24 protein-coding genes are annotated in these 25,464 nt (G+C 43.6%); 16 read left to right on the top strand and 8 right to left on the bottom strand.

The genetic code is table 11. From position 1 onward, the window contains the following. Positions 1 to 12: 12 nt before the first annotated feature. Positions 13 to 681: a 7-cyano-7-deazaguanine/7-aminomethyl-7-deazaguanine transporter gene (locus KDJ85_RS04065; protein WP_225818576.1), complete on the bottom strand. Its 669-nt coding sequence runs from the start codon at positions 679 to 681 to the stop codon at positions 13 to 15. Positions 682 to 847: 166 nt separating this feature from the next. On the opposite strand from KDJ85_RS04065, the gene tusA reads away from it, so the two are divergent. Further along, positions 848 to 1,102 carry a sulfurtransferase TusA gene (gene tusA / locus KDJ85_RS04060; RefSeq protein WP_225818575.1) on the top strand — a complete coding sequence of 85 codons (255 nt, stop codon included), beginning with the start codon at positions 848 to 850 and terminating at the stop codon, positions 1,100 to 1,102. A gap of 138 nt (positions 1,103 to 1,240) precedes the next feature. Here tusA and KDJ85_RS04055 read toward each other — a convergent pair whose 3' ends face one another. The 3 genes from KDJ85_RS04055 to KDJ85_RS04045 form a co-directional block, all read right to left on the bottom strand. Then, positions 1,241 to 2,203, bottom strand: a complete 963-nt coding sequence (locus KDJ85_RS04055; RefSeq protein ID WP_225818574.1) for an Rpn family recombination-promoting nuclease/putative transposase — start codon at positions 2,201 to 2,203, stop codon at positions 1,241 to 1,243. Positions 2,204 to 2,392: 189 nt separating this feature from the next. Next, a complete protein-coding gene (locus KDJ85_RS04050; protein WP_225818573.1) occupies positions 2,393 to 4,795 on the bottom strand; it encodes a zinc/cadmium/mercury/lead-transporting ATPase in 2,403 nt (800 codons plus the stop codon). A 155-nt stretch (positions 4,796 to 4,950) separates the two neighbouring features. Next, positions 4,951 to 5,580, bottom strand: coding sequence for a lysoplasmalogenase (locus KDJ85_RS04045; RefSeq protein ID WP_225818572.1), 630 nt, complete (start codon positions 5,578 to 5,580; stop codon positions 4,951 to 4,953). Positions 5,581 to 5,702: 122 nt separating this feature from the next. Between KDJ85_RS04045 and KDJ85_RS04040 the strand changes: the two genes are divergently transcribed. Then, complete coding sequence (locus KDJ85_RS04040; RefSeq protein ID WP_225818571.1) at positions 5,703 to 6,053, top strand: DUF2500 family protein; 351 nt, start codon at positions 5,703 to 5,705, stop codon at positions 6,051 to 6,053. 1 nt (position 6,054) lies between these two features. Here the strand turns inward: KDJ85_RS04040 and KDJ85_RS04035 are convergent, their stop codons facing one another. Both KDJ85_RS04035 and rsmD read right to left on the bottom strand, forming a co-directional pair. Then, complete coding sequence (locus KDJ85_RS04035; RefSeq protein ID WP_206083495.1) at positions 6,055 to 6,351, bottom strand: DUF1145 family protein; 297 nt, start codon at positions 6,349 to 6,351, stop codon at positions 6,055 to 6,057. 9 nt (positions 6,352 to 6,360) lie between these two features. After that, positions 6,361 to 6,942, bottom strand: coding sequence for a 16S rRNA (guanine(966)-N(2))-methyltransferase (rsmD, locus tag KDJ85_RS04030; RefSeq protein ID WP_225818570.1), 582 nt, complete (start codon positions 6,940 to 6,942; stop codon positions 6,361 to 6,363). Between the two features lie 275 nt (positions 6,943 to 7,217). Between rsmD and ftsY the strand changes: the two genes are divergently transcribed. The 4 genes from ftsY to rpoH all read left to right on the top strand — a co-directional run bounded on the left by ftsY (position 7,218) and on the right by rpoH (position 11,915). Further along, on the top strand, positions 7,218 to 9,125 hold the full coding sequence (ftsY, locus tag KDJ85_RS04025; RefSeq protein WP_225818569.1) for a signal recognition particle-docking protein FtsY: 1,908 nt from the start codon (positions 7,218 to 7,220) through the stop codon (positions 9,123 to 9,125). A 6-nt stretch (positions 9,126 to 9,131) separates the two neighbouring features. Further along, positions 9,132 to 9,797 carry a cell division ATP-binding protein FtsE gene (ftsE, locus tag KDJ85_RS04020; RefSeq protein WP_206083498.1) on the top strand — a complete coding sequence of 222 codons (666 nt, stop codon included), beginning with the start codon at positions 9,132 to 9,134 and terminating at the stop codon, positions 9,795 to 9,797. Continuing rightward, the gene (gene ftsX, locus KDJ85_RS04015; protein ID WP_225818568.1) at positions 9,790 to 10,767 is read left to right on the top strand and encodes a permease-like cell division protein FtsX; all 978 of its coding nucleotides are present in this window, start codon (positions 9,790 to 9,792) and stop codon (positions 10,765 to 10,767) included. Before ftsE ends, ftsX begins: the two co-directional genes overlap by 8 nt. Positions 10,768 to 11,039: 272 nt before the next feature. Further along, positions 11,040 to 11,915 (top strand): RNA polymerase sigma factor RpoH, encoded by an 876-nt coding sequence (gene rpoH, locus KDJ85_RS04010; RefSeq protein WP_225818567.1) that lies wholly within the window; start codon positions 11,040 to 11,042, stop codon positions 11,913 to 11,915. Between the two features lie 99 nt (positions 11,916 to 12,014). On the opposite strand, the gene KDJ85_RS04005 is transcribed toward rpoH, so the two are convergent. After that, a complete protein-coding gene (locus tag KDJ85_RS04005; RefSeq protein WP_225818566.1) occupies positions 12,015 to 12,404 on the bottom strand; it encodes a VOC family protein in 390 nt (129 codons plus the stop codon). Continuing rightward, positions 12,391 to 12,816 (bottom strand): aspartate 1-decarboxylase autocleavage activator PanM, encoded by a 426-nt coding sequence (gene panM / locus KDJ85_RS04000; RefSeq protein WP_225818565.1) that lies wholly within the window; start codon positions 12,814 to 12,816, stop codon positions 12,391 to 12,393. Before panM ends, KDJ85_RS04005 begins: the two co-directional genes overlap by 14 nt. A 379-nt stretch (positions 12,817 to 13,195) precedes the next feature. Here panM and KDJ85_RS03995 point away from each other — a divergent pair, with 379 nt between their 5' ends. The 10 genes from KDJ85_RS03995 (at position 13,196) to KDJ85_RS03950 (ending at position 25,462) form a co-directional block, all read left to right on the top strand. Continuing rightward, on the top strand, positions 13,196 to 14,305 hold the full coding sequence (locus tag KDJ85_RS03995; protein WP_225818564.1) for a branched-chain amino acid ABC transporter substrate-binding protein: 1,110 nt from the start codon (positions 13,196 to 13,198) through the stop codon (positions 14,303 to 14,305). Between the two features lie 103 nt (positions 14,306 to 14,408). Then, a complete protein-coding gene (livH, locus tag KDJ85_RS03990; RefSeq protein WP_225818563.1) occupies positions 14,409 to 15,335 on the top strand; it encodes a high-affinity branched-chain amino acid ABC transporter permease LivH in 927 nt (308 codons plus the stop codon). Then, positions 15,332 to 16,603: a high-affinity branched-chain amino acid ABC transporter permease LivM gene (locus tag KDJ85_RS03985; RefSeq protein WP_225818562.1), complete on the top strand. Its 1,272-nt coding sequence runs from the start codon at positions 15,332 to 15,334 to the stop codon at positions 16,601 to 16,603. Before livH ends, KDJ85_RS03985 begins: the two co-directional genes overlap by 4 nt. Continuing rightward, positions 16,600 to 17,379, top strand: a complete 780-nt coding sequence (gene livG / locus KDJ85_RS03980) for a high-affinity branched-chain amino acid ABC transporter ATP-binding protein LivG (RefSeq protein WP_225818561.1) — start codon at positions 16,600 to 16,602, stop codon at positions 17,377 to 17,379. Before KDJ85_RS03985 ends, livG begins: the two co-directional genes overlap by 4 nt. Beyond that, a complete protein-coding gene (gene livF / locus KDJ85_RS03975; RefSeq protein WP_225818560.1) occupies positions 17,379 to 18,080 on the top strand; it encodes a high-affinity branched-chain amino acid ABC transporter ATP-binding protein LivF in 702 nt (233 codons plus the stop codon). The genes livG and livF overlap by 1 nt, the downstream gene beginning before the upstream one ends. Before the next feature lie 711 nt (positions 18,081 to 18,791). Then, on the top strand, positions 18,792 to 20,459 hold the full coding sequence (gene hutU, locus KDJ85_RS03970) for a urocanate hydratase (protein WP_225818559.1): 1,668 nt from the start codon (positions 18,792 to 18,794) through the stop codon (positions 20,457 to 20,459). Positions 20,460 to 20,510: 51 nt separating this feature from the next. Beyond that, the gene (locus KDJ85_RS03965) at positions 20,511 to 21,695 is read left to right on the top strand and encodes a CaiB/BaiF CoA transferase family protein (protein WP_225818558.1); all 1,185 of its coding nucleotides are present in this window, start codon (positions 20,511 to 20,513) and stop codon (positions 21,693 to 21,695) included. After that, entirely contained in the window at positions 21,692 to 22,831 is a 1,140-nt protein-coding gene (locus tag KDJ85_RS03960) for an acyl-CoA dehydrogenase family protein (RefSeq protein ID WP_225818557.1), read from the top strand. The genes KDJ85_RS03965 and KDJ85_RS03960 overlap by 4 nt, the downstream gene beginning before the upstream one ends. Before the next feature lie 283 nt (positions 22,832 to 23,114). Continuing rightward, on the top strand, positions 23,115 to 24,554 hold the full coding sequence (locus KDJ85_RS03955; RefSeq protein WP_225818556.1) for a purine-cytosine permease family protein: 1,440 nt from the start codon (positions 23,115 to 23,117) through the stop codon (positions 24,552 to 24,554). A 152-nt stretch (positions 24,555 to 24,706) separates the two neighbouring features. Further along, positions 24,707 to 25,462: an electron transfer flavoprotein subunit beta/FixA family protein gene (locus KDJ85_RS03950; protein WP_225818555.1), complete on the top strand. Its 756-nt coding sequence runs from the start codon at positions 24,707 to 24,709 to the stop codon at positions 25,460 to 25,462. Positions 25,463 to 25,464 lie beyond the last annotated feature (2 nt).

Raw genomic sequence — 25,464 nt, 5'->3', positions numbered from 1 at the left:
CCTTTTTTATGTTCAATGTTGGCGCACTAATTGTTTTTCTGCTGAATTAGCAAAGAAGTATTTCAAGATGAAATTCAATAAAACACCATAGGCGGGTAAGAAAAAGAGCATACAAATAAGTAACTTAAAGACGTAATCGACTAGCGCGATTTCCACCCAGTTTGCCGCCATAAATGGGTCACTACTGCGGAAAAAGGCGATAAAGAAGAAAGCGATGGTATCAATTAAATTACCAAAGAACATGGCGCAAGCAGGTGCAACATACCAACGTGCATTTTGACGTAATTTATTGAAAACGCTGACATCTAATATTTGCCCAAGTACATATGCCATAAAGCTTGCGGCAGCAATACGCGCAACGAATACATTAAACTCAGAGAGCGCAGTAAAACCTTGCCATTCACCTTGGAAAAATAGCGCAGAAATAACATAGGAAATCAGTAGTGCAGGTAACATGACTGCCGTAATAATTCGTCGAGCAAGCGGTGCACCATAGATACGGACGGTTAAGTCAGTGGCCAGAAATATAAAGGGAAAGGTAAACGCGCCCCAAGTGGTATGGAAGCCGAAAATATTAATCGGCAACTGCACAAGGTAGTTACTGGATGTAATAATTAAAATATGAAATAAAGATAGCCAAATTAACGCAGTGGCTTTTTGCTGCACAGTAAAATCAAACATATTGTACCTTTTTAGTCGCAATGGGGTGAGGGAACCCATGATATTCATCCCTAAATCGGGAGTAGCGCATCATACGCCTGTTGCGCAACAAAAGCAAAACTGTTCATTTATCAACGCGCATTTTATTATATAATCAATCTATTGATTCCTTTAAGAAGTCGTTTATATGTCTGATTTATTTACCAACGCAACCAAAACCCTTGATACACTCGGCTTACGCTGCCCAGAGCCCGTGATGTTAGTGCGTAAAACGGTTCGGAATATGTCCGAAGGCGAGACATTACTGGTTATTGCGGATGACCCAGCGACAACCCGTGATATTCCTGGTTTTTGCCGTTTTATGGAACATGACTTGCTGGCGGTTGAAGCTGAAAGCGCCCCTTACCGTTATTTGTTACGTAAAAAAGCCAGCGGATTATAGGTTATTGTGTGAGAAACAGTGCGGCCGTTGCCATTAAGGGCGGCAGCTGTTCTTGCGCATACGCATACATATAGCTAAACAGTGAAAAGTAATATTTTTTTAAAAACAGCTTAATCGCTTGTTTTTAAAGTGCTTAATCTATTTTGATTCCGAGTGTATCTCTTCACGGCTTAAGCCTGTGCTTTTAATGACCAACTCCAATTTGATACCGCTTTCTAATAGACACCGAGCAGTGGCCAGTTGTTGTTGATAAGCTTCTTTTCGGCCTTCCTCAATGCCTTTTCCAAAGCCTTCCTTAATACCTCTTTCAATACCTTCTTCAATGCCTTCTTTACGGCCTTTTTCTTGTAATCTCAGCGCAATATTCATGATAACCCCCTGATGCTTTTCTGTTGTTTCACTCAGTTGCTGGACAATGTATTCAAAATGAATAGAGTCCACGGTAATAAAGAGATAATTAAGAATCGTGATGATGTCATCGTCATTATTATAGTGCTGGTTGAGCGCTTGAGCCAACAAAGGAACAACCCGTTGAAATTCATCGCGTAAGTCCTTGTGTTTCATTGCAAGCTCCATGACGGCGACTTTGCGATGATTGACGAGTTCATCGTCATCAATAACCGTGATATCAACAATGGGAAATGTTTTGCTATACAAATCTGTTGCGATATCTGGCCAATGAAAGCAATGTGTCCAAGGTTGAGCATATGGATAAGGGCTCACTTTTCCGTGGTAAAATAATACAGGCACAACCAACGGTAAGTCTTTATTGCCTTGTTGTAGATGCTGATTCATGGCTAAAAAAGCGTAGTGCATCAACCGCCATCCCATTAGCTTATCTGGCGATGATTGGTGCTCAACTAACATATAAATATACCCATCACCTTGCTGTGTTTCGACGGTATACAGCACATCAGAGAAACGCGAACGCAGCTGTTTATCGATAAAAGATGTGTTGGTTATCGCTAATGTATCGAAATGGCATAATTGCTTAATATTGGCGGGAAGGTGAATATCAAAAAAGTCACGCGCATTATCAACTTTAGACATAAACCCTTTAAAGGCGGCGTCATGGGGTGTTGAATTGCGCTGTTTTACCATATTGATTTCCCACTCAACAGAGAGCTTGCTTATGTGGGTAATTTTACGCAACTTTCGGACTCACGGATAAAAAGTTTGTCCTAAAATCACGTATGAAATGACAATTAACTTATTGTAATAAATGATTATATTAATTTAGGGTTCGAAAAAAAAGCGCCACATCGGGCGCTTTACTTAGGTGATGAAACACTACTTTTTCACTTGAGGTAATTTTACTCGAAGTAACCGTACAGCATTTGCGGTTACAAGTGCGGTTGCACCTGAATCCGCAAGCACTGCTACCCAAAGTCCAGTGATCCCGAGTAAACTGGTGACTAAAAATACGCCTTTTAGTCCAAGCGCTATCGTGATGTTTTCACGGATAATTTTCCGCGTTGCACGGGATAGCGCAATAATTTCTGGTAAGCCCGTTAAACGGTTATGAGTTAAAGCGGCATCCGCGGTTTCTAACGCAACGTCAGTACCACTACCCATTGCCACACCGATACTCGAAGCTTTCATTGCAGGTGCATCGTTAATGCCATCCCCTACCATCATAGTGCTATGGTTGCGGTTTAGCTCCATAACTGCGGTAACTTTATCTTCTGGTAGTAAACCCGCACGGAACTCCATACCTAACTGGCCTGCAATTGCTCCAGCAGCACGCGGGTTATCCCCCGTTAACATGACGGCATTAACATTGAGCGCTTTGAGCATGCTCATCGCATCAGTAGCATCTGTGCGCAGTGTGTCTTGCAGCGCAGTTAAACCAATAACTCGGTTATCTTCCAATGTGACAACGACCGTTTTACCTTCAGCTTCCAATGCTTCAACTTTGCTTTGCCATTCATTTTCTAACGGCACCTCTAAGCGATTTGGTGCACTGACTAGTATGTGCTTATTATTCAGGAACCCTTCGACACCTTTTCCTGCAAGCGCTTTACGGCCTTGTGCTTCAGTCACAACTAAAGAGAGCTCTTCTGCTTTATTTACCACCGCTTTTGCTAATGGGTGGTGTGAACCAACCTCAACAGATGCTGTGATCTGGACTAATTCACTTTCGGTCATTCCATCAGCAGGAACCAAGTTAGTAACGTGGGGTTTACCTTCTGTCAGTGTACCTGTTTTATCTAATGCGATAGTGGTGATGGTACCGAGTTGCTCAAGTGCTGCACCACCCTTTATCAATGCGCCACGACGTGTTGCTGTTGCAAGGGCTGAGGTTATTGCCGCAGGCGTTGATATCACAAGCGCACATGGACAACCAATTAAGAGTAATGTTAAACCGCGGTAGATCCATGTTTCCCAAGGTGCAGAAAAGAAAATCGGTGGAATAATAATCACTAACGCTGAAATTAACATGATAATCGGCGTATAAATACGGCTGAAGCGGTCGATAAAGCGCTCAATAGGTGCACGGCGTTCTTCTGCTTCTTCAATCAGCTGCAAAATACGGTCAATCGCGTTTTGGCCTTGCTCTGAAACCACTTTCATTTGCACTGCACGGTCAACGGATAAGCAACCTGCTGCGACTTTTTCACCTGCGTTGCGTTCAACAGGAACGGATTCCCCTGTTAGTGCACTTTCATCAAAGCTCGCAAAACCTGAAACTAACACAGCGTCCGTTGGTAAACGCCCGCCTGGTGCGACTTCAATAATGTCCCCAGGGCGCAGTTGTGCAACAGGAACTGTGGTTTTTTGCCCATCTTTAATGAGAATTGCATCTTCTGGAACCAGAGCCATTAATGCGCTGACCCCGCGACGAGCTCGACCTGCTGAGTAGGACTCGAGCATTTCTCCTAGCATAAACAGTAAGATAACCATAGCGGCTTCTTCTGTAGCTTGAATAAAAATTGCCCCTACAGCGGCAACGGTCATCAATGTTTCGATAGCAAAAGGAGTACCAGTACGAATTAAACGTAATGATTTGCTTGCGATTGGATATAACCCATATAACGTCGTTAAAATAAAGGCGATGTTCCCGACTTTTGGACTAAATGCCTCAATTCCCCAGCTGATTGCCATCAATATTGCTAAGATAATGACTGACTTAGCTTCGCTAAGTAAGCTTTGTGGTGGAGCAATAGCCGCCGCATTATTACTACCGACGTCGAGTAATTCATAGCCAGCCGCTTCTACGGTAGAACGAACCGCTGCACTGATGTCAGTATTTGCATCAACCACTAATTTTTCAGTAGCAAACAAGACTTTGGCTTGTTTGACGTCGTCGATTTGGCCAACCGCATTTTCAATTTTATTGGCGCAGCTTGGGCAATCCATCCCACGGATAATCCAGCTAAAACGCTGTCCAGCGGCTTGCAAAGGCTCAACTTCATCAGTGGTGTTTGCCGCTACTCCACAGCTACCGCCGTGTTGGTGCTCGTGAGCCCCATGGGCATGCTCTCCATGGTTGTGACCTGAGTGACATCCACCACTGTGTCGGTGGGATTCCTCATCGTCATCAGGGTGTTTTTTGACGTCACTATGCTCATGAACATGTGAGTCATTACTCGCCTGTGCACTTTTTTGTGGCACAGTGGATGAACATGCACTTGTGCTTGAACAGCAAGAGCTTGTATGTGTATGATTTTCTTTATGAGAGTGTGAGTGCATAAGCGCCCCCTTATCCAACTATAATGAGTTCCATCACTGATTGTTGATAAGTCTACACTCTGGAGTCTACTCCAGAGTCAAATGAAAAGAGGGAAGCCAATTGATAAAATTCTCAAATAGCATTTTTTATCAATTGGCACTTATTGCCGGAGGCATTATAAATAAATTGCGCGGACAATAAAGAATTGCCCAAGGAAATATAATGCAGCAACAACCGCTTTTGAGGCTTTGAATGGTAAGCGAAAATGGGCAATTAACCACACGCAGTTAGATAAGAAAAGCAGCGATGCCCCTACCATTATGGAGAAGTTATATTCACGGCCAAGGCCAAAATATTGGTCGCCAGCGACCCAAGCCATAATCATACACATTATTAAAGAAGCAAAAACAATGGCTTGTAGGTTTTCCAACTTGCCCCAAATAAGAACAAGTGTTACAGCAGCAACAATCAGAGGCGCGGCTAACCAAGGCAAAAATAAACCAAAGTTTAATTGCATACCAAAGCTAATCGTGTAGATCAGGTAGCTAAGGAACATGAGCGCGACAGAAGTTAGTAAGTGTTCACTTGAAAACATTCGCGAGAGATCTGCGATCAGTGAAACCAATAAACCACCAAGAATAAGGTAATTTTGTAGATTTAAATCATCTGAGCTCCACCCCCAAAAAAGTAATAATAACAGTGTAATAGGGCGGAATAACCAACGTTGCCATCCTGGACCGCGATAGGCGGCATCGACATATAACCAGCCAGAAAAAAGCACTGCAAGAAATGGCCAACTAATCATACACATATCCTTATAAGTTCAATAAATGAAACGACAAAGAGCCGCTCACTGAGATAACGTGTTCTGTTTCTGCAAATAAGATAAACTATAGTTAGGAACTTTTTAAGCGAAATGCACAAATTATGAATAAACCAATATTATTGATTATCGTTATTGCAATCATTGCTGTGCTTGCGACTAAACGTTTTTTTGACCAACGTAAGCAAAATGAAATCAACGATAATTCTTTACCAGTTAGTTACTTAGTAAAAGTAGATAACAAAAAAGATTACCCTTATCCAAATATGCGTTCCAGAGAACGGGATGTGGTTTCTCCTGAAACTTTTCGCTACGAGATTTACTTTAAAACGTTATCCAGTGGCGAAGTGATTAAATCCATTGTAACAGAAGAACAATATCGCGATGTTGAGTTAGGTCGAGAAGGTAAACTCACTCTGCAAGGAACGCGCTTTATCCGTTTTGAGCCAAATTAACTTATTGCCCTGATTGTTTTTTTTTCGCTTCGTCTAAGGCAGCTTTGGTTTTTTTCTGCATCGCTAACATTTCGAATACCCCAAAGAAAAAGATGCGAGTTTGCACTAAACCTGAGATTTTTTCGCCTTTAGGTAATGTGGCTTTTAGGAAAATGGTTTGCAATGCATGCATGAAAATCATAAAAACCATTGCGATATCCATAAAATATTTCAATGGCTTAGGAAATGGGTGGATCAAGTTGAATACCATAAAACCCCAAACGCAAATCATAAGCAGGCGACCAACGTTAATTAACATACTTTTTTCCTAAAGTGAGGTTCGAATAAATAAGCGATAGGCAACTTGGCCCGCAATTTTTTCACGATGAAGCTGCCAGTTTGCTGGGAGGTCAGTAAGTGGTGACTCCGCTTCTGACTCTACGTATATCCAGCTTTCGTCTGCTAACCATTGGTTTTTTTCGAGTAATTGAATTGTTTCTGTGAGCAAGCCTTTACGAAATGGTGGGTCAATAAACACCACGTCAAAAGGGCTTCCCTGTTGGCTCAATACGGTCAGGCTACTGTTAGTAATAACGGTTGCATCCTCTGCCTGTAAACGCGCTTTATTTTCAGTGAGCAATTGTGAGTTTTGTTTATCCAACTCAATAAACGTGACGTTTTGCGCAAAACGTGAAAGCGCCTCAAAACCGAGTGAGCCACTTCCTGCAAAGCAATCAAGGCAGCGTGCATCACGAATAACTGGCATTAACCAATTAAATAACGTTTCTTTGATGCGGTCTGTAGTTGGACGTAAGCCCTCACTATCACGGACTGGTAACTTTCTACCACGCCACTTCCCACCAATAATACGAATTTGCCCTAAAGGGGCTGATTGTGGTTTTTTTGCCATAATGTGTATTGCTACTTAGCTAATTGTGTACTTAAAAATGATTGTTACCATTGTATACCTGTCAGGCGATAAGTTGCAGTGTTGTTATCCCCAATTGGCTGAATTTCGATTATAGCGTGTCATTTTCACCGTTTTAACATAAAAATTCCGATTAAATTGCCAGGATTTTTCTTTCAGATATGTGTTGCGAGGCGATGAAATGATAGACTGCATGTAATTTGATTGCGATTTGATTATCGAGCGCCATATTTTTACCGCGAGGAGTGTAGTGGCAGATGGCTAAAGACAAGAAAAAAGGCTTTTTTTCATGGCTAGGTTTTGGTCGTAAAAATGAAGAAGAGACTCAAAAACAACAAGCTCAGCAGGAAGAAGCTGCAAACGAAGTTGAAAATCAACACACTGTAGAAGATGCCGCTGCCTCAGAAGCAGAACGTCAATACCAAGCGGAGCAAGCTGCGATTAAAGCAGCAGAGGATGAAGCTGAGCGCCAGTATGAAGCGCAACAAGCCGCAATAGAAGCCGCGACAGAACAAGCAGAACTTGAACGTAAGGCGCAGCTAGAGGCGATCCAAGCTGCGCAGGAGCAAGCGGAACGGGAACGTTTTGCAGCAGAAGAAGCGCGTTTAGCTGAAGAAAAGGCAGAGCGTGATCGTCAAGAAGAAGCGGCTCAACGCCTTGCTGAAGAAGTGTTAGAACGTCAGCGTGAAGCTGAATTGGCGGCAGTCAAGGCCGCAGAAGACGCCGCAGAGCAGCAACGTCAAGCCGATTTGGCTGCGATTAAAGCAGCAGAGGACAAAGCTGAGAGTGAACTGCAAGAAGCAGCACGTTTAGCGGAAGAACAAGCAGAGCAAGAACGCCAAGCCGCCGAAGCCGCGCGTTTAGCGGAAGAACAAGCGGAACAAGAACGCCAAGCTGCTGAAGCTGCGCGTTTAGCGGCAGAACAAGCGGAACAAGAACGCCAAGCCGCCGAAGCCGCGCGTTTAGCGGAAGAACAAGCGGAACAAGAACGCCAAGCTGCTGAAGCTGCGCGTTTAGCGGCAGAACAAGCGGAACAAGAACGTCAAGCTGCCGAAGCCGCGCGTTTAGCAGAAGAACAAGCGGAACAAGAACGCCAAGCTGCTGAAGCCGCGCGTTTAGCGGAAGAACAAGCGGAACAAGAACGCCAAGCTGCCGAAGCTGCGCGTTTAGCGGAAGAAGAAGCTGAACGTCTTCGTTTGGAAGAGGAAAAAAATAATTTATCAAAAGAGCAAGAAAAACCGAAAAAAGAGGGTTTCTTTGCTAGGCTGAAGAAAGGGTTATTAAAAACTCGCCAAAATCTGGGATCAGGCTTTCTTAGCTTATTTACGGGTAAGAAAATTGACGATGATTTATTTGATGAATTAGAAGAACAGCTACTCATTGCGGACGTTGGCGTTGAGACAACACGTAAAATTATCGACAACCTTACGGCTCATGCAAGCCGTAAAGATCTCAAAGATGCCGAAGCGTTGTATGGCAAATTGCGTGAGGAAATGTCTGATATTTTAGCGAAAGTTGATAAACCGCTCGTGATCGAAGATAAAAAACCCTATGTTATTCTTATGGTTGGGGTTAACGGTGTGGGTAAAACCACCACGATTGGTAAATTAGCTCGCCAATATCAGTCTGAAGGCAAAAGCGTGATGTTGGCTGCAGGGGACACTTTCCGTGCCGCTGCGGTTGAGCAATTACAGGTTTGGGGTGAACGCAATAAAATACCTGTTGTTGCGCAGCACACAGGCGCAGATCCAGCGTCTGTTATTTTTGATGCTATTCAGTCAGCCCAAGCCAAAGGTGTAGATGTGTTGATTGCGGATACCGCAGGCCGCTTACAAAATAAATCACACTTGATGGAAGAATTGAAAAAAATTGTCCGAGTGATGAAAAAGCTGGATGAAAATGCTCCGCATGAAATTATGTTAACGCTGGATGCGAGCACTGGACAAAATGCAGTGAGTCAGGCGAAACTTTTTGATGAAGCGGTCGGTCTGACAGGTATAACATTGACTAAGCTCGATGGCACAGCAAAAGGTGGCGTAATTTTCTCGATTGCCGATCAATTTGGTATTCCAATTCGTTATATTGGTATCGGTGAAGGGATTGAAGATTTACGTCCATTTAAAGCCGATGACTTTATCGAGGCCCTATTTGCCCGAGAGGAATAATTTTCGATGATTCGCTTTGAACACGTTAGTAAAGCTTATCGCGGTGGCCGCCAAGCTCTCCAAGGGGTTGATTTTCATCTACAACCCGGGGAGATGGCATTTTTAACAGGCCACTCAGGCGCAGGTAAAAGTACGTTACTCAAACTCATTTGCGGCATAGAACGCCCAAGTGCGGGTCATATTCTGTTTAATGGTCATGATATTAGTCGATTGAAAAATCGGGAGATCCCTTTTCTGCGTCGGCAGATTGGGATGATTTTTCAAGACCATCACTTACTATTTGACCGAACCGTGTATGACAACGTTGCGATGCCTTTGATTATCTCTGGTGCAAGCACGGAAGATATTCGTCGGCGTGTTTCTGCAGCATTGGATAAAGTGGGCTTATTAGACAAAGCAAAAAATTTTCCGATTCAATTATCTGGCGGTGAGCAACAACGAGTGGGTATTGCTCGCGCGGTCGTTAATAAGCCGACAATGCTCTTGGCTGATGAGCCAACGGGTAACCTTGATGGCGAATTATCGGAAGGGATTATGCGGTTGTTTGAAGAGTTTAACCGTGTGGGAGTGACGGTTTTGATGGCAACCCATGATGTTGCGTTGATTGAGCGTCGTAACTACCGTGTTCTGACATTAAGTGAAGGTCGGATGCTTGGAGGTCAACATGGCTAAGAATGCTCGAAGAGCCAAGCCTGAACGTGCAATGCAATCAAAAAGCAAGGCACTCAAAGGGGGATGGCGCGAACAATGGCGTTATTCTTGGTTGAATGCACTGGCAGATATGCTCAGACAGCCTTTGGCAACCTTTTTGACCATCATGGTGATTGCGATTTCATTAACTTTGCCAAGTTTATGTTATGTGGTTTGGAAAAACGTATCTCAAGCTGCGGCACAGTGGTATCCGACGCCACAACTTACGGTTTATCTGGATAAATCCCTTGATGAACAAGGTGGGCAAAATGTCGTGACGCAACTGCAAGCACTTGAAGGCGTTGATCATGTGAATTATTTATCACGGGATCAAGCCATGAGCGAGTTTCGCAGCTGGTCAGGCTTTAGTACCGCATTGGATATGTTAGAAGAAAACCCATTGCCTGCTGTGGCTATCATCACACCCAAAATTGATTTTGAAGGGTCGGATGTCTTAACGACATTAAGGGATAGAGTCGGCCAAGTTGATGGTATTGAAGAAGTACGTATGGATGATAGCTGGTTTGCGCGGCTTGCTGCCTTGACGAGCCTGGTGGGCAAAATAGCCTCAGTCATTGGTATTCTCATGATTGTGTCTTTGTTCTTAGTGATAGGTAATAGTGTTCGTCTCAACATTTTCGCAAGGCGAGACACCATTAATGTAATGAAATTAATTGGTGCGACAGATGGCTTTATTATGCGGCCATTCTTAAATGGCGGCATTGTGCTCGGTGGTGTGGGGGCGATTATTTCGCTGATCATGACCTTCTTATTGGTTTGGCAACTAGGTAGTGGTGTGGCACAAGTCGCGAGTGTGTTTGGCACACAATTTCATATTGAGGGGTTACTTTGGGAAGAATCCCTATTAATCCTTTTATTGTCAGCGATGGTGGGGTGGATTGCAGCATGGTTAGCCACATTACAACATTTACGTCATTTTACACCTGAGTAACCGTTTGTTTTCTTGTCATTTTTAGTAAGGGCTATTGGTGGTTATGTTACCCTAGCCCTTGATTATATTAGATATTGGCTTTAAAAATGAACTTAGTCTGAATTGTTTTGTCCTATATTGACCCACCGTTAACAATTCTTGTATATAATTTATTTAATGCGGTGAAACTGGTAGACTATCTACTTGTTTACAGCATATCGTTTTTTCATTGTTAACCTATATGGTTATCAACATCGAATAAATTTCATTCCTAATATTTATAGAGGATCTGAATGACCAAAGACATGCAATCATTAACGCTTGTTCCGCAAGGAAGTATTGAAGCCTATGTTCGGGCTGCTAATGCTTACCCAATGCTCACCGCTGAGGAAGAAAAGGAACTTGCTGAACGGCTGCATTATAACGGCGATCTGGATGCTGCAAAGCAACTGATTTTATCGCATTTGCGCTTTGTTATTCACGTTGCTCGTAGTTATGCAGGTTATGGTTTACCGCAAGCGGACTTAATTCAGGAGGGCAATATCGGCCTGATGAAAGCTGTGCGCCGTTTTAACCCTGAAGTGGGAGTGCGCCTCGTTTCCTTTGCTGTGCATTGGATCAAAGCGGAAATTCATGAATATGTTCTGCGTAATTGGCGAATTGTTAAAGTTGCCACCACAAAATCGCAGCGTAAATTATTTTTCAACTTAAGAAAAAATAAGAAGCGTCTTGGTTGGTTTAATCAAGACGAAGTCGATATGGTTGCCCAAGAGCTTGGTGTGAGTACCAAAGATGTCCGCGAAATGGAATCACGCATGGCGGCGCAAGACATGGCATTTGATATGTCAGATGACGATGACAGTGCTGATTTCGGAGGCCCTGTCGCGCCTGTATTATTTTTACAGGATAAATCATCTGACTTTGCTGGCTCAATTGAAGATGATAACTGGGAAAGTCATGCAACTGATCGTTTAGCGGATGCGCTAGACTCATTAGATGAGCGCAGCCAAGATATCATTCGTGCTCGTTGGTTAGATGACGACAACAAAACCACATTACAGGAATTAGCCGATAAATACGGTGTTTCTGCGGAACGTGTTCGTCAGTTGGAAAAAAACGCAATGAAAAAATTGCGTTTAGCGATGGAAGAAAGCGACGACGAAATGTAGTTTATTTCATTCTAAAGTTATCTGCATTTATTGCCTTTAAGGGGATATAGATGCAGATAATTGTTTTCATTCGTTTATATAACAGATTATATTTCTTATTTATTCTTCGCTATACAGCTCTAATGGCAGGCCATCAGGGTCAGCAAAAAACGTAAATCGTTTTTGTGTATAGGGATCAGTTCTCACCGCTTCACATGCAATACCTTGTTTTGTTAAATAGGCAATCCACTCATCTAACTTATCAACGCTAAAAGCCAAATGGCGAAGCCCTGCTGCTTCTGGGTAACTAGGCCTTGCTGGTGGGTTTGGAAAGCCAAATAATTCAATTTGATAGTGTTCACCAAATGCTAAATCGGCCTTCCATGAGTCATTGTGAGGGCGATAATGTTCACTAAGTAAATTCAGCCCTAAAATGCGGCAGTAAAAATCTTTACTGACTTCATAGTGGGAAGCAATAATCGCAATATGGTGAATTTTATTTAATTTCATTAAAATGGCCTACGATGAATTCCCATACACCAGTCTGTGAAGTGGTGTGAAATCCACAAGTGGTTAAAAATGCATGCATGACTTGAACTTGTTTTTCATCTAACTGATTAAACTTAAATTGCCATACCATGACTTCTGGGTGTGCTTGGCGTATTTCTTGTAATAAATAAAGGCCAACACCGCGCCTACGAGTAACTTCTCGCACGCAAAAATCATCAATAATGCCTTGTCTTTGGTTAATGGTGACTTTTGCTGCGGCAAGTAATCTATCATTAAAGCGGGCTGCATAAATTAAGTGCATTTCACCGAACGGTTGTACACGTTTATCAATGTTCTGGTCTGGCCAGATTTTATCCAAGTCTTGATACTGCTGCTCAGTAGGATTGACCAAAGGGATAATAGTGAGTCTCATGATGTTTTATCTGTTTCCCTGCAAGGGTTGCAGCTACTCGTCCTGCCAGAGTGATCTGTAACCGATTTTTTGATTTTAGAGAGAAAAATTTTGTCAGACTGCATTTTCCGAGTTTCGCTCGGATTAATTTAAATTTAACTAGAATATAACACTAGTATTTACAAAAAACCTACTTAAACACATCAGTTTTTTATTCTGCATCTAACGTAATAACCTACCATATCCATTTGCTATTTAGCATAATTATCTTGTTTAATACCATGAAATATATAGCCTTATTAGCTGTATTTTGAAATATCAGGCATTGTACCTGTCAACCATAATAAACGATTATAAATCAAACACAAACACTCAGAACCATGAAGACGGGGACGATAAAATGAAGAATATGAATAAAGCATTATTAGCGGGCTGTATCGCAATGGCGTTCAGCTCAGCAGGATGGGCGAAGGAAATTAAAATAGCCGTTGTGGGTGCGATGTCTGGCCCTGTCGCACAATATGGTGATATGGAGTTTACAGGTGCTCGCCAAGCGATTGCAGATATAAATGCAAAGGGTGGGATCAATGGCAACACATTAGTTGCCGTTGAATACGATGATGCATGTGACCCGAAACAGGCGGTTGCGGTTGCAAACAAAGTCATCAATGACGGAATTCGCCATGTTATTGGTCATTTATGCTCCTCTTCCACACAACCTGCATCGGATATCTATGAAGATGAAGGCATTATCATGATCACGCCTGCGGCAACCAATGCGGATTTAACGACACGTGGTTACCAAATGGTGCTGCGTACAACGGGATTGGACTCTGACCAAGGCCCTACGGCAGCGAAATATATTCTTGAAGAAATTAAGCCATCACGTATCGCTGTTGTTCATGATAAACAACAATATGGTGAAGGTTTAGCGCGTTCTGTTCGTGAAAGCCTCAATAAAGCAGGTACGAAAGAAGTGATGTTTGAAGGTGTCACGGCTGGAGATAAAGATTTCTCTGCTTTAGTTGCGAAGCTGAAAAAAGAGAACGTGGACTTTGTTTACTTTGGTGGTTACTACCCAGAAATGGGGCAAATTTTACGCCAAGCAAAACAGGCAGGCCTGAATATTCGCTTTATGGGGCCTGAAGGTGTGGGTAACTCTTCGCTGTCTAACATTGCAGGTGATGCGTCTGAAGGGATGTTAGTGACATTGCCAAAACGTTATGACCAAGTCGCAACTAACCAACCAATTGTTGATGCCATCAAAGCGAAAAAAGAAGACCCAACGGGGCCATTTGTGTGGACAACTTATGCAGCAATCCAAGGCTTAACCACAGCAATGGAACGTACAGGGAGCATTGAACCTGAAGATTTAGTCAAAGATCTGAAAGCAAATCCAGTAGATACCGTAATGGGCACACTGAGCTGGCAACCAAATGGTGACCTGAAAGGGTTCGAATTTGGCGTGTTTGAATGGCACAAAGATGGGACTTCCACTCCTATAAAATAGTACCCAGTAGTGTTCCAACGTAGTGAACAATAACCGGAAGTGAGTTGACTCGCTTCCGGCTTCTGTTCTCTATTCAGGACAAGCAGTTCGAAAGGAAAGTCTTATGTCAGATCAAATTCTTTATTTTATTCAGCAATTTCTTAATGGATTAACCCTTGGCAGCACCTATGCGTTGATCGCTATTGGTTATACGATGGTGTATGGCATCATTGGGATGATTAACTTCGCCCACGGTGAAGTATATATGATCGGGAGCTATGTCTCTTTTATCGTGATTGCAGGTTTGATGATGCTAGGGATTGATGTTGGTTGGATCCTTGTAGCAGCTGCCTTTATTGCGGCGATCATCGTTTCCAGTGCTTATGGTTGGAGCATCGAGCGAGTTGCTTATCGGCCAGTACGCCATTCTAAACGTCTGATCGCATTAATCTCAGCGATCGGGATGTCAATCTTCTTGCAAAACTACGTTAGTTTGTCTCAAGGCTCCCGCGATCTTGCACTACCTAGCTTAATTACAGGCCAGTGGATATTAGGGGAAAGCGACGGTTTTGAAGCAACTGTGACAAAAATGCAGCTCACTATTTGGGTAGTTACGCTCCTTGCCATGTTGGCATTAACCCTTTTTATTCGTTATTCGAAAATGGGGCGTGCTTGCCGTGCTTGTGCTGAAGATCTCAAAATGGCCAGTTTATTGGGGATCAATACTGACCGTGTTATCTCACTCACCTTTGTGATCGGTGCTGCAATGGCTGCTGTGGCAGGGGTTTTATTGGGGCAATTTTATGGTGTGATCAATCCTTACATTGGCTTTATGGCAGGCATGAAAGCTTTTACTGCTGCAGTATTAGGTGGGATTGGCAGTATTCCAGGTGCTATGTTAGGTGGCTTGATCCTTGGAGTTGCAGAGGCGATGACTTCTGCTTATTTAAGTACTGAATACAAGGATGTTGTGTCATTTGGTTTATTAATTGGTGTTCTGTTAATCATGCCAACCGGCATTCTGGGACGTCCGGAGGTCGAAAAGGTATGAGAAAAGAAAATTGGATTAATGCCATTGTGGCATCGGTAACCTTCTTTATTTTAGCCTTATTTATGATGGGCTTACAGCTTTCCTTGGATGGTACAAAGTTGGTGGTAACAGTAGGAGATTCTGTTCGTTGGAACTGGATCATCGCTGGGATTGCGATCATTTTTGTTTATCAATTGGTTCGCCCAACCTTAAGCAAGGTTTGGCAAGGTGTACCTAAAAAAGCGTGGTCGATCCCTGATTTTGACGGCTCGACGACTAAGCAAAAAATTCTTGCTGTTGTTATCATTATCGCAGCCATCATTTGGCCATTTATTGTTTCACGTGGAAGCGTTGATATCGCCACCTTAACCCTTATTTATGTAATGTTAGGGTTGGGGTTAAACGTGGTTGTGGGTTTATCTGGCTTATTGGTTTTAGGTTATGCCGGCTTTTATGCGATTGGCGCTTATACCTTTGGTTTGCTAAACCATTATTATGGCTTTGGTTTCTGGGAAAGCTTACCAATAGCAGGGCTAACAGCCGCATTGGCTGGTTTTTTACTGGGCTTTCCAGTTCTAAGGTTAAGGGGAGATTACCTCGCCATCGTAACGTTGGGTTTTGGGGAAATTGTTCGTATTTTATTACTGAATAATACGGAGATTACGGGAGGGCCGAATGGGATCAGCCAATTGCCAAAACCGACATTTTTTGGCCTTGAATTTAGCCGAACAGCAAAAGATGGCTGGGATACTTTCCATAACTTTTTTGGGTTAGATTACAATCCAGGCGATCGGATCATTTTCCTTTATTTTGTCGCTTTATTGCTGGTGGTTTTAACCCTATTTGTGATCAATCGATTACTGCGGATGCCATTAGGCCGCGCTTGGGAAGCTCTGCGTGAAGATGAAATTGCGTGCCGTTCACTTGGCTTAAGCCCGACGCGTATCAAACTCACTGCATTCACTATCAGTGCCGCATTTGCGGGGTTTGCGGGAACGTTATTTGCCGCAAGGCAAGGGTTTATTAGCCCTGAATCATTTACATTTGTTGAGTCCGCGTTTGTTTTAGCCATCGTGGTACTGGGTGGAATGGGCTCACAAACCTCTGTTATTTTAGCGGCGATTATCTTAGTTGTATCAAGGGAGATGATGCGTGACCTCAACCAATACAGCATGTTACTGCTGGGGGCATTGATGGTGCTAATGATGATTTGGCGGCCGCAAGGCTTATTGCCGATGAAACGCCGTCAGGTTCAGGTGAAAAAAATACCTGAAGGAGAGGGTGTATGAGCCAATTAACCACGCCTTTATTACAAGTCAGCGGTTTAACCATGCGCTTCGGTGGTCTACTTGCTGTGAATAATGTTGAGCTAACCATTAATCAAGGGGAAATTGTTTCTCTAATCGGGCCCAATGGCGCAGGAAAAACAACTATTTTCAACTGCTTAACAGGGTTTTATAAGCCAACTAGTGGAACGATTTTGTATCGAGAAAAGCATCTCGAAGGTCTAACAGGGCAAGCTATTGCGCGTCTTGGTGTGATCCGTACATTCCAACATGTGCGGTTATTTAAAGAAATGACTGTCATCGAAAACCTGCTAGTCGCGCAGCATCAGCATTTAAAAAGTGGCATTTTTTCAGGGCTGTTGAAAACCCCAGCGTTTCGCCGTGCAGAGTCTGCGGCTTTAGATAATGCGGTTAAGTGGTTAGAACGAGTGGATTTACTGCCATTTGCCAATCGGCAAGCGGGTAACTTGGCGTATGGGCAGCAACGTCGGTTAGAAATTGCACGCTGCATGGTGACACGCCCTGAAATTTTAATGTTAGATGAACCCGCAGCAGGGCTTAACCCAAAAGAAACCAATGACTTGGATGAGTTAATTGCCGAATTACGTACTCATCATAATGTTGCAATTTTATTGATTGAACATGATATGAAGCTGGTCATGGGGATTTCAGATCGCATTTACGTCGTCAATCAGGGCACACCATTGGCGAATGGCACACCAAGTGAAATACGTCAGCATCCTGATGTTATTAAAGCCTATTTGGGGGAAGCTTACTGATGTTAGAGTTTAAAAAAGTTTCTGCTCATTATGGGAAAATTCAAGCATTACATGAGATTAGCTTAAATATCCAAAAGGGGGAGATTGTCACCCTGATTGGGGCAAATGGGGCGGGTAAAACCACGCTTTTAAGCACGCTTTGTGGTGATCCAAGGGCTTCTGAAGGGCAAGTATTGTATCGTGATGTGGATATTACTCAGTTACCGACCTCAAAAATAATGCGTGAAGATATTGCGCTTGTACCAGAGGGGCGACGAGTTTTTTCCCGTATGACTGTGGAAGAAAACCTTGCCATGGGCGGCTTTTTTGCCACGCGCCAACAGTATCTAGAACGCATTGAGCGAGTGTATAAGCTGTTCCCTAGGCTATATGAGCGTCGTACTCAGCGTTCAGGGACGATGTCTGGTGGGGAGCAGCAGATGTTGGCAATCGGACGAGCATTGATGAGCCAACCTGAATTGTTGCTACTGGATGAGCCTTCATTGGGGCTAGCGCCAATCATCATTATGCAGATATTTGACACTATCTTGCAGCTGCGAGAAGAGGGAATGACAATTTTCCTCGTGGAGCAAAATGCGAATCAAGCCCTAAAACTCGCTGACCGTGGGTATGTATTGGAAAATGGGCACATAGTGCTGGAAGATAGCGGGAAAGCGTTATTGGCTAATGAGGCAGTACGCAGCGCTTATCTCGGTGGCTAAAATTTTCGTCATCCTTCGCGCTGTGGCGGTGTTGGCTTCATTCGCTAACTCTAGTCACATACTTGTGTATGCTCCCAATTTTCGTCATCCTTCGTGCTGTGGCGGTGTTGGCTTCACTCGCTAACCCTAGTCACATACTTGTGTATGTTCCTAGGGCTTAGCTTCACTTGCCGCCTAGCCACAACGCGAATGATTTAGAAAATTAAGTCATCAATCACTTTTTTTGGTTATCGGGTCATCTATGAATATAGATGGCCCGTTTTTGTTTTTTTATGTACTGCATTTTGGAGGAGGCTTTAAATTTGACCTCTATACATTGTTGCAAGGTTCTGTGAAGCGACTCGCAAATCCATTATTTGCTTGTTTATATACATAAAATTAAATGTATATACAACTTTTCCTATAGAAACAGAGAGCTACTTATTGTTGTATAACTCCCCTTTCCTTCAGACCTCCACTCTTCGTATAAAATTTCAAAATTAAATGTATATACTTTGTGAAGTAAATGTATATATATTTAAATGCAAGAGAAATAGCTTCAGTGAATAAATAGCTTTGAGCAAGTTGGTGAATCATTAATTAATTGATTTTCAATTGATTAATCGACTTAAAATAAAAGTGTACAGTCACTAACAAAGTACCTCACAGATTATTATCACCAAAAGTTGTTAATTTAGCGTTAATTAAAAATGGATGATAGGGGATACAACCATGTTAAACCGTACTGACTCAACACGTGTGATCCGCGCACCCCGTGGCAGCGAAAAAACCTGCAAAAGTTGGCTGACTGAAGCCGTTTACCGCATGCTCCAAAACAACCTTGACCCTGAAGTGGCTGAACACCCGCAAAGCCTTGTGGTGTATGGTGGCATTGGTCGTGCAGCCCGTGATTGGGAGTGTTACGACAAAATTTTAGAAGTGCTAAAAACACTGGAAGACGACCAAACGCTGTTAGTCCAGTCAGGTAAACCTGTTGGTGTATTCCCAACCCACGCTGATGCGCCTCGCGTTCTGATTGCTAACTCCAACATCGTACCACACTGGGCAAATTGGGATCACTTCAATGAGTTAGATCGTAAAGGCTTGATGATGTACGGCCAAATGACGGCAGGATCGTGGATTTACATCGGTTCCCAAGGGATCGTCCAAGGTACTTACGAAACCTTTGTTTCACTAGCAAAACAACATTTTAATGGTAAGGCCGCAGGGCGTTGGATCCTAACTGGTGGATTAGGCGGGATGGGCGGTGCACAGCCATTAGCGGCCACTATGGCTGGGTTTAGTATGATTGCTGTCGAGTGTGATGAAAGCCGTATCGATTTCCGTTTAAGAACACGTTATGTGGATAAAAAAGCGACTTCTCTTGATGAAGCGCTGCAGTACATTGAGGAAGCCAAAGTTTCTGGCAAGCCTGTTTCTGTTGGCCTATTAGGCAATGCAGCGGATGTGTATAGCGAATTAGTGAAACGCAATATCACACCTGACTCAGTCACCGACCAAACTAGTGCTCATGACCCAGTACATGGTTATTTACCGCAAGGTTGGACATTAAGCCAATGGCGCGAAAAACAAGAAACTGCACCCGCTGAAGTGACCAGCGCTGCGAAAAAAAGTATGGCCGAGCAAGTGGATGCCATGTTAACCATGCAAAAACGTGGATCGGCCGCGTTTGATTACGGTAATAACATTCGCCAAATGGCAAAAGATGAAGGTGTCGCAAATGCCTTTGATTTCCCAGGCTTTGTTCCTGCCTATATTCGTCCTCTGTTTTGTGAAGGCATTGGCCCATTCCGTTGGGTCGCGTTGTCTGGCGACCCTGAAGACATCTATAAAACAGACCAAAAAGTCAAAGAATTACTGCCTGACGATAAGCATTTACATAACTGGCTAGACATGGCGCGTGAGCGAATTGCTTTCCAAGGGCTACCAGCGCGTATTTGTTGGGTTGGCTTAAAAGACCGCGAAAGATTAGGACGCGCTTTTAACGAAATGGTGAAAAATGGCGAGCTAAAAGGCCCTATTGTGATTGGCCGTGACCACTTAGATTCAGGCTCTGTTGCTAGTCCTCACCGCGAAACAGAATCCATGAAAGACGGCTCTGATGCAGTTTCTGATTGGCCACTACTGAATGCACTACTGAATACAGCAGGTGGTGCGACATGGGTGAGTTTGCATCATGGCGGTGGCGTTGGCATGGGCTTCTCTCAACATTCGGGCGTTGTGATTGTTTGTGATGGTACTGATGCTGCGGATAAGCGCTTAGCGCGTGTTCTGCACAATGACCCTGCGACAGGGGTGATGCGCCATGCGGATGCGGGGTATGACATCGCCATTAAGTGTGCGAAAGAGCAAGGTTTGAATTTGCCAATGGTGAAGTAATGTCGTTTGCCGACTTAGGTCGGTAACTTTCTGGAAAATAAGGAATTCAGTATGAATGCTGCGTCAACTCAGAAAAGACAAGGGCCACTGGCTGGGATCAAAGTTATTGATTTAAGTCGTGTTTTAGCAGGGCCTTATTGCACAGGAATGATGGCCGACCTCGGTGCAGAAGTGATCAAAATTGAAGTGCCCGATCATGGTGATGATAGCCGTCACTTAGGGCCTTTTATTGGGGGGGAAAGTGTTTATTACGGGTTGATCAATCGAGGAAAACGCAGCATTGAGCTGGATCTCAAAGCAGAGGAAGATCGCGCCATTTTATTTCAGCTAGTTAAAGAAAGTGATGTGGTAGTTGAAAACTTTCGCCCTGGCGTCACGAAGCGCCTTGGCATCGATTTTGACAGCTTAAAGCAACACAACCCAAAATTAATTTATGCGAGCATTTCCGGTTTTGGACAAAATAGCCCACTCGCGAGCTACCCCGCTTACGACATAGTGGCACAAGCCATGTCAGGGTTGATGAGCGTGACGGGTTTCCCTGAAACGGGGCCTACGCGCAGTGGTGAATCTATTGGCGATGTGTGTGCGGGGATGTTTGCTTCTTGGGCGATTAGCAGTGCGTTATTTGCCAGAGAGCGCCATAACGAAGAGGCGCAATATATCGATGTTGCGATGGTGGATGTTTTGCTCAGTATGCAACTAACGGGACTTTCTAACCTATTTGCACATGATAAAGCACCGAGTTTAGTGGGTAATCGTCACCCTGTATCCACACCATTTGATACTTACCATGCCAAAGATGGTTTAGTGGTGATAGCCATTGCAAGTGAAAAACTGTTCCAACGTTTTTGTGAATGTATGGGAAAAATGCATTTATGTCAGGACTCACGCTTTCAAGATGACCCAAGCCGTACACGCCACCATGGGGAGTTAAGGGGGGAAATTGAGGGGTGGACTGCGCAAAAAACGGTAGATGAAGTGTGTGATTTACTGCTAAATGCGGGGGTTCCCGCCTCGCCAATTCATAACCTACAGCAAGCGACACAAAGCGAGCATGCTCAAGTTCGGCAGGTTCTTACACACCTGAATGATGGTGGGACTCCACTGATCTCTCAGCCAGTGTTCTTTAATGGCAAAAAACCCCATTCAACACGAAGAGCTCCTGTTTTGGGCGAAGCAAATGCACTGTATAAATCGGCAAGAACAACAAGCAAAAATAGGGAGGCCGTACAATGAGTTTTGAAATTAATGAAACAGAACAAGCTATTGTGGATGCGATTGAAAAAGTGTGTCGCGATATTTTGCAACCCAACGCACAGCGTTACGATGAAACGGAAACATTTTGTGCAGAAAGCTTAACCGCATTAGGCGAAATGGGCGCTTGGGGAATTAACCTACCTGAACAATATGGCGGTTTTGGCCTTGGCAGTATTGCGATGAGTATGATTGTTGAAGCCGTCGCGGCAGCTTGTGCCTCGACATCATCCTCTTTAACCGCTCATTTTTTAGCCACTGACTCTATTTTGATTGGTGGAACGGAAGAACAAAAAGCGTATTGGTTACCGAAAGCGGCTTCAGGTGAGTTACTGGGTGCTTTTGGTTTAACGGAGCCCGCTGCGGGTTCGAACCCTGCAGATATGCGCACTGTTGCAACGCGTGAAAATGGTGGCTGGCGTATTCGCGGGAATAAGCACTATATTACTAACGCCAAAGAAGCGGATTTTATTGTGTTATATGCCAAAACAGATGTTGAAGCGGGGGCTCGGGGTATTAGCGCATTTATGATCCCAAAAGGTACTGAGGGTGTGGCATTTTCTCAGCCAGAAAAAACTATGGGGTTACGCGGCAGTACAATTTACGAGCTAGCACTGAATTGCTGGTTACCTGAATCTGCTTTACTCGGTGAAGAAAATAAAGGTTTCCATACTGCAATGGAAGTCTTAGACAAAGGCCGTGTTGAAGTCGCTGCAACGTCACTGGGCATTGCTCGTGCGGCAATGGAAAGCACGCTGGGCTGGGTGAAAGAGCGTCAAATTGGCAAAAAACCATTAGCGGCATACCAAGGCACACAATGGCGCCTTGCGGATATGCATACACAGCTTGAAGCTGCTCGGATGTTGACTTGGCGTGCTGCAGAGCTGCGTGATTCAGGTGAGCGTTTTAGTTTGCAATCGGCGACAGCAAAACTGTTTGCGGCAGAGTGTGCGGGGTTTGTCACTGATGCTGCGCTGCAACTTCATGGGGGATATGGGTATATTCGTGATTTACCCCTTGAGCGGTATGTTCGTGACGCACGTATTTTGCGTATCTTTGAAGGCACATCCGAAGTTCAAAAAATTATTATTTCGCGTGCTGTATTGGATGCAGTGTAATTCATTGAAATCATTATTTTTACCAGAAGCGGGTAGACGGGACAGGCGGCTACTCGCGAGTCAAGCAACATAGGAAGCACTACCTGACAACAGGATCATGGAATTAAAAACACAACAACAATCAGGTTTAAGAATGTATTTCAATTATTGATTATGGGTGGATAACAGATAAAACATCACCCAATGTAATGTGTAATCACTGTACTTACCGTCACAGTTTTTACGGATTCATTACAGTTAATTGGTTCATTCTTTAAGCCAGCCTGCTTAAAGAGGAGTTACCATGACAGTTTCAAACGACATCGCAACAGGGCAAAAAGGTCGGCAGGACAATGTCCCGCTTATTGAAGCGCGTTCCATCGATTACATTCCTGAATCTGAACGCCATGGCACCTTATCTAGCCAGTTTACACTTTGGTTTGGTGCTAACTTACAAATTACCGCTATCGTTACAGGGGCGCTCGCTGTTGTGCTTGGTGGCGATGTGTTTTGGTCATTAATTGGTTTATTAATTGGTCAATTATTAGGTGGAGCTGTGATGGCATTGCATGCGGTGCAAGGGCCTAAACTGGGACTGCCTCAAATGATTTCAAGCCGTGTACAATTTGGTGTTTATGGTGCGGTTATTCCTATCTTATTGGTTTGTATGATGTATGTTGGGTTTTCTGCCAGTGGAACGGTATTAGCAGGCCAAGCGGTTGGGCAGTTGCTTCATGTGACGGATTGGGTTGGGATCTTAATTTTTGGTGCGGTGATTATTGGGATCACTATCTGTGGTTATCGGATCATTCATATTTTAGGTAAGGTCGCGAGCGTAGTTGGTGTCATTGCATTCTTTTATCTATTCTTCCGTCTGTTTTACATGAATGATGTATCCATATTAATGGAAAATCGCCATTTTGATTGGACACATTTCTTGCTAGCGATGTCCCTTTCGGCATCTTGGCAAATTGCTTTCGGCCCTTATGTTGCTGATTATTCCCGTTATTTACCCACCAAAACACCAACCATTAAAGCCTTTATGGCGGTAGGCTCAGGGACTGTTATCGGAACGCAAGCGTCAATGATTTTAGGGGTATTTGCTGCAGCCTTAGCAGGGGATAAGTTTGCGGGTAATGAGGTTTCCTACATTGTGGGCTTGGGAAGTACAGGGTTAATTGCAGCGCTTTTGTATATCACTATTTTCTTTGGGAAAGTGACCATCACGGCATTAAATGCTTATGGCAGTTTTATGTCAATGGCAGCGATTGTTTGCGGTTTTAGAGGGAAAAACACCATTACGAAAGGGCAAAGATTGTTTTTTATCGTTTTAATGGTGAGTTTTTCAACCTTATTAGGGTTAGCTGGCCAGCACTCGTTCTTAAAACTATTCTCCGCTTTCTTACTGTTTTTACTGGCATTCTTCACTCCATGGAGTGCGATCAATTTGGTTGACTATTACTGGGTGACAAAGGGCCGCTACGATGTGCCTGAACTTGCAAACCCGAACGGTCGTTATGGTCGCTGGAACAAAGTGGGGATTTTCACTTACATCATTGGCGTACTGATCCAAATGCCATTTATCTCAACGGGTTTCTACACTGGCCCACTAGTCGAACAACTTGGTGGCGTGGATATTTCATGGATTGTGGGCTTAGTTGCGACCAGTATTATTTATTATATCGCGATTAAAATATGGCCAATGTCTGTGGCGGATAGGTTGATATTACCAACCTCGAAATAACCAAATACATTATTTGATTTAATTAATAAAAGAACACATTGAGCTAGCCAATAGCAGTGAAATTCTCACTGCTAAGGCTTCCTTCAACCTAAAAACGATTCAAACCACCTTTATAAAAGCCAATCGTTAATAGAATTGGGATAGGAGTTGCTATGAAAATTTTAGTCGCAGTGAAGCGAGTGATTGACCACAACGTTAAAGTACGAGTTAAAGCCGATAGTTCGGGAGTTGAGCTAGCTAACGTCAAAATGGCGATGAATCCTTTTGATGAAATTGCGGTTGAGGAAGCGGTGCGCTTAAAAGAAGCGGGTAAAGCGACTGAAGTTATTGCCGTTTCTATTGGGGATATCAGTTATCAAGAAACCTTACGCAGTGCGATGGCGATAGGGGCAGACCGCGCCATTTTAATTCAACGCCCAACAGAGTTAGTTTTAGAATCACTTGATATCGCTCGTTTATTGCAGCAAGTGGTGGCAAATGAACAACCTGATTTAATTTTATTAGGCAAACAAGCGATTGATGATGACTGTAACCAAACAGGGCAAATGTTATCCGCATTATTAGATTGTGGTCAGGCGACATTTGCATCACAAATTGTTGTTGAGGGTAATTCACTGCAAGTTACTCGTGAGATTGATGGCGGTTTGGAAACGCTGGCAATGGAACTCCCTGCGGTTGTGACAACCGATTTACGCCTCAACGAACCCCGTTATGCAACTTTGCCGAACATCATGAAAGCAAAGAAAAAGCCGTTAGATATCATCGATATTTCGAATATGAACTTCTCTCCCTTGGGGCAAACCAAAACTATCAAGGTGTCTGAACCGAAAAAACGGGCAGGGCAATGTACTTTACTCAATGATGCAGCGGCATTAGTGAGCACCTTACAAGCAAAAGAAGTGATTTAACC

This window comes from Providencia vermicola (assembly GCF_020381325.1).
GTDB lineage: Bacteria > Pseudomonadota > Gammaproteobacteria > Enterobacterales > Enterobacteriaceae > Providencia > Providencia vermicola.
Note: the sequence above shows the minus strand (reverse complement) of the source record. Positions and strands in the feature narration are given on the sequence as shown.

Coding starts and splice junctions, on each gene's coding strand:
- livH (WP_225818563.1), top strand. CDS start 14,409: ATGTCAGATCAAATTCTTTATTTTATTCAGCAATTTCTTAATGGATTA.
- ftsY (WP_225818569.1), top strand. CDS start 7,218: ATGGCTAAAGACAAGAAAAAAGGCTTTTTTTCATGGCTAGGTTTTGGT.
- KDJ85_RS03960 (WP_225818557.1), top strand. CDS start 21,692: ATGAGTTTTGAAATTAATGAAACAGAACAAGCTATTGTGGATGCGATT.
- KDJ85_RS03995 (WP_225818564.1), top strand. CDS start 13,196: ATGAAGAATATGAATAAAGCATTATTAGCGGGCTGTATCGCAATGGCG.
- KDJ85_RS04065 (WP_225818576.1), bottom strand. CDS start 681: ATGTTTGATTTTACTGTGCAGCAAAAAGCCACTGCGTTAATTTGGCTA.
- livG (WP_225818561.1), top strand. CDS start 16,600: ATGAGCCAATTAACCACGCCTTTATTACAAGTCAGCGGTTTAACCATG.
- hutU (WP_225818559.1), top strand. CDS start 18,792: ATGTTAAACCGTACTGACTCAACACGTGTGATCCGCGCACCCCGTGGC.
- KDJ85_RS04035 (WP_206083495.1), bottom strand. CDS start 6,351: ATGTTAATTAACGTTGGTCGCCTGCTTATGATTTGCGTTTGGGGTTTT.
- KDJ85_RS04045 (WP_225818572.1), bottom strand. CDS start 5,580: ATGATTAGTTGGCCATTTCTTGCAGTGCTTTTTTCTGGCTGGTTATAT.
- rpoH (WP_225818567.1), top strand. CDS start 11,040: ATGACCAAAGACATGCAATCATTAACGCTTGTTCCGCAAGGAAGTATT.
- KDJ85_RS04055 (WP_225818574.1), bottom strand. CDS start 2,203: ATGGTAAAACAGCGCAATTCAACACCCCATGACGCCGCCTTTAAAGGG.
- KDJ85_RS03950 (WP_225818555.1), top strand. CDS start 24,707: ATGAAAATTTTAGTCGCAGTGAAGCGAGTGATTGACCACAACGTTAAA.
- tusA (WP_225818575.1), top strand. CDS start 848: ATGTCTGATTTATTTACCAACGCAACCAAAACCCTTGATACACTCGGC.
- KDJ85_RS03985 (WP_225818562.1), top strand. CDS start 15,332: ATGAGAAAAGAAAATTGGATTAATGCCATTGTGGCATCGGTAACCTTC.
- KDJ85_RS04050 (WP_225818573.1), bottom strand. CDS start 4,795: ATGCACTCACACTCTCATAAAGAAAATCATACACATACAAGCTCTTGC.
- panM (WP_225818565.1), bottom strand. CDS start 12,816: ATGAGACTCACTATTATCCCTTTGGTCAATCCTACTGAGCAGCAGTAT.
- livF (WP_225818560.1), top strand. CDS start 17,379: ATGTTAGAGTTTAAAAAAGTTTCTGCTCATTATGGGAAAATTCAAGCA.
- KDJ85_RS04005 (WP_225818566.1), bottom strand. CDS start 12,404: ATGAAATTAAATAAAATTCACCATATTGCGATTATTGCTTCCCACTAT.
- ftsX (WP_225818568.1), top strand. CDS start 9,790: ATGGCTAAGAATGCTCGAAGAGCCAAGCCTGAACGTGCAATGCAATCA.
- KDJ85_RS03965 (WP_225818558.1), top strand. CDS start 20,511: ATGAATGCTGCGTCAACTCAGAAAAGACAAGGGCCACTGGCTGGGATC.
- ftsE (WP_206083498.1), top strand. CDS start 9,132: ATGATTCGCTTTGAACACGTTAGTAAAGCTTATCGCGGTGGCCGCCAA.
- KDJ85_RS04040 (WP_225818571.1), top strand. CDS start 5,703: ATGAATAAACCAATATTATTGATTATCGTTATTGCAATCATTGCTGTG.
- KDJ85_RS03955 (WP_225818556.1), top strand. CDS start 23,115: ATGACAGTTTCAAACGACATCGCAACAGGGCAAAAAGGTCGGCAGGAC.
- rsmD (WP_225818570.1), bottom strand. CDS start 6,942: ATGGCAAAAAAACCACAATCAGCCCCTTTAGGGCAAATTCGTATTATT.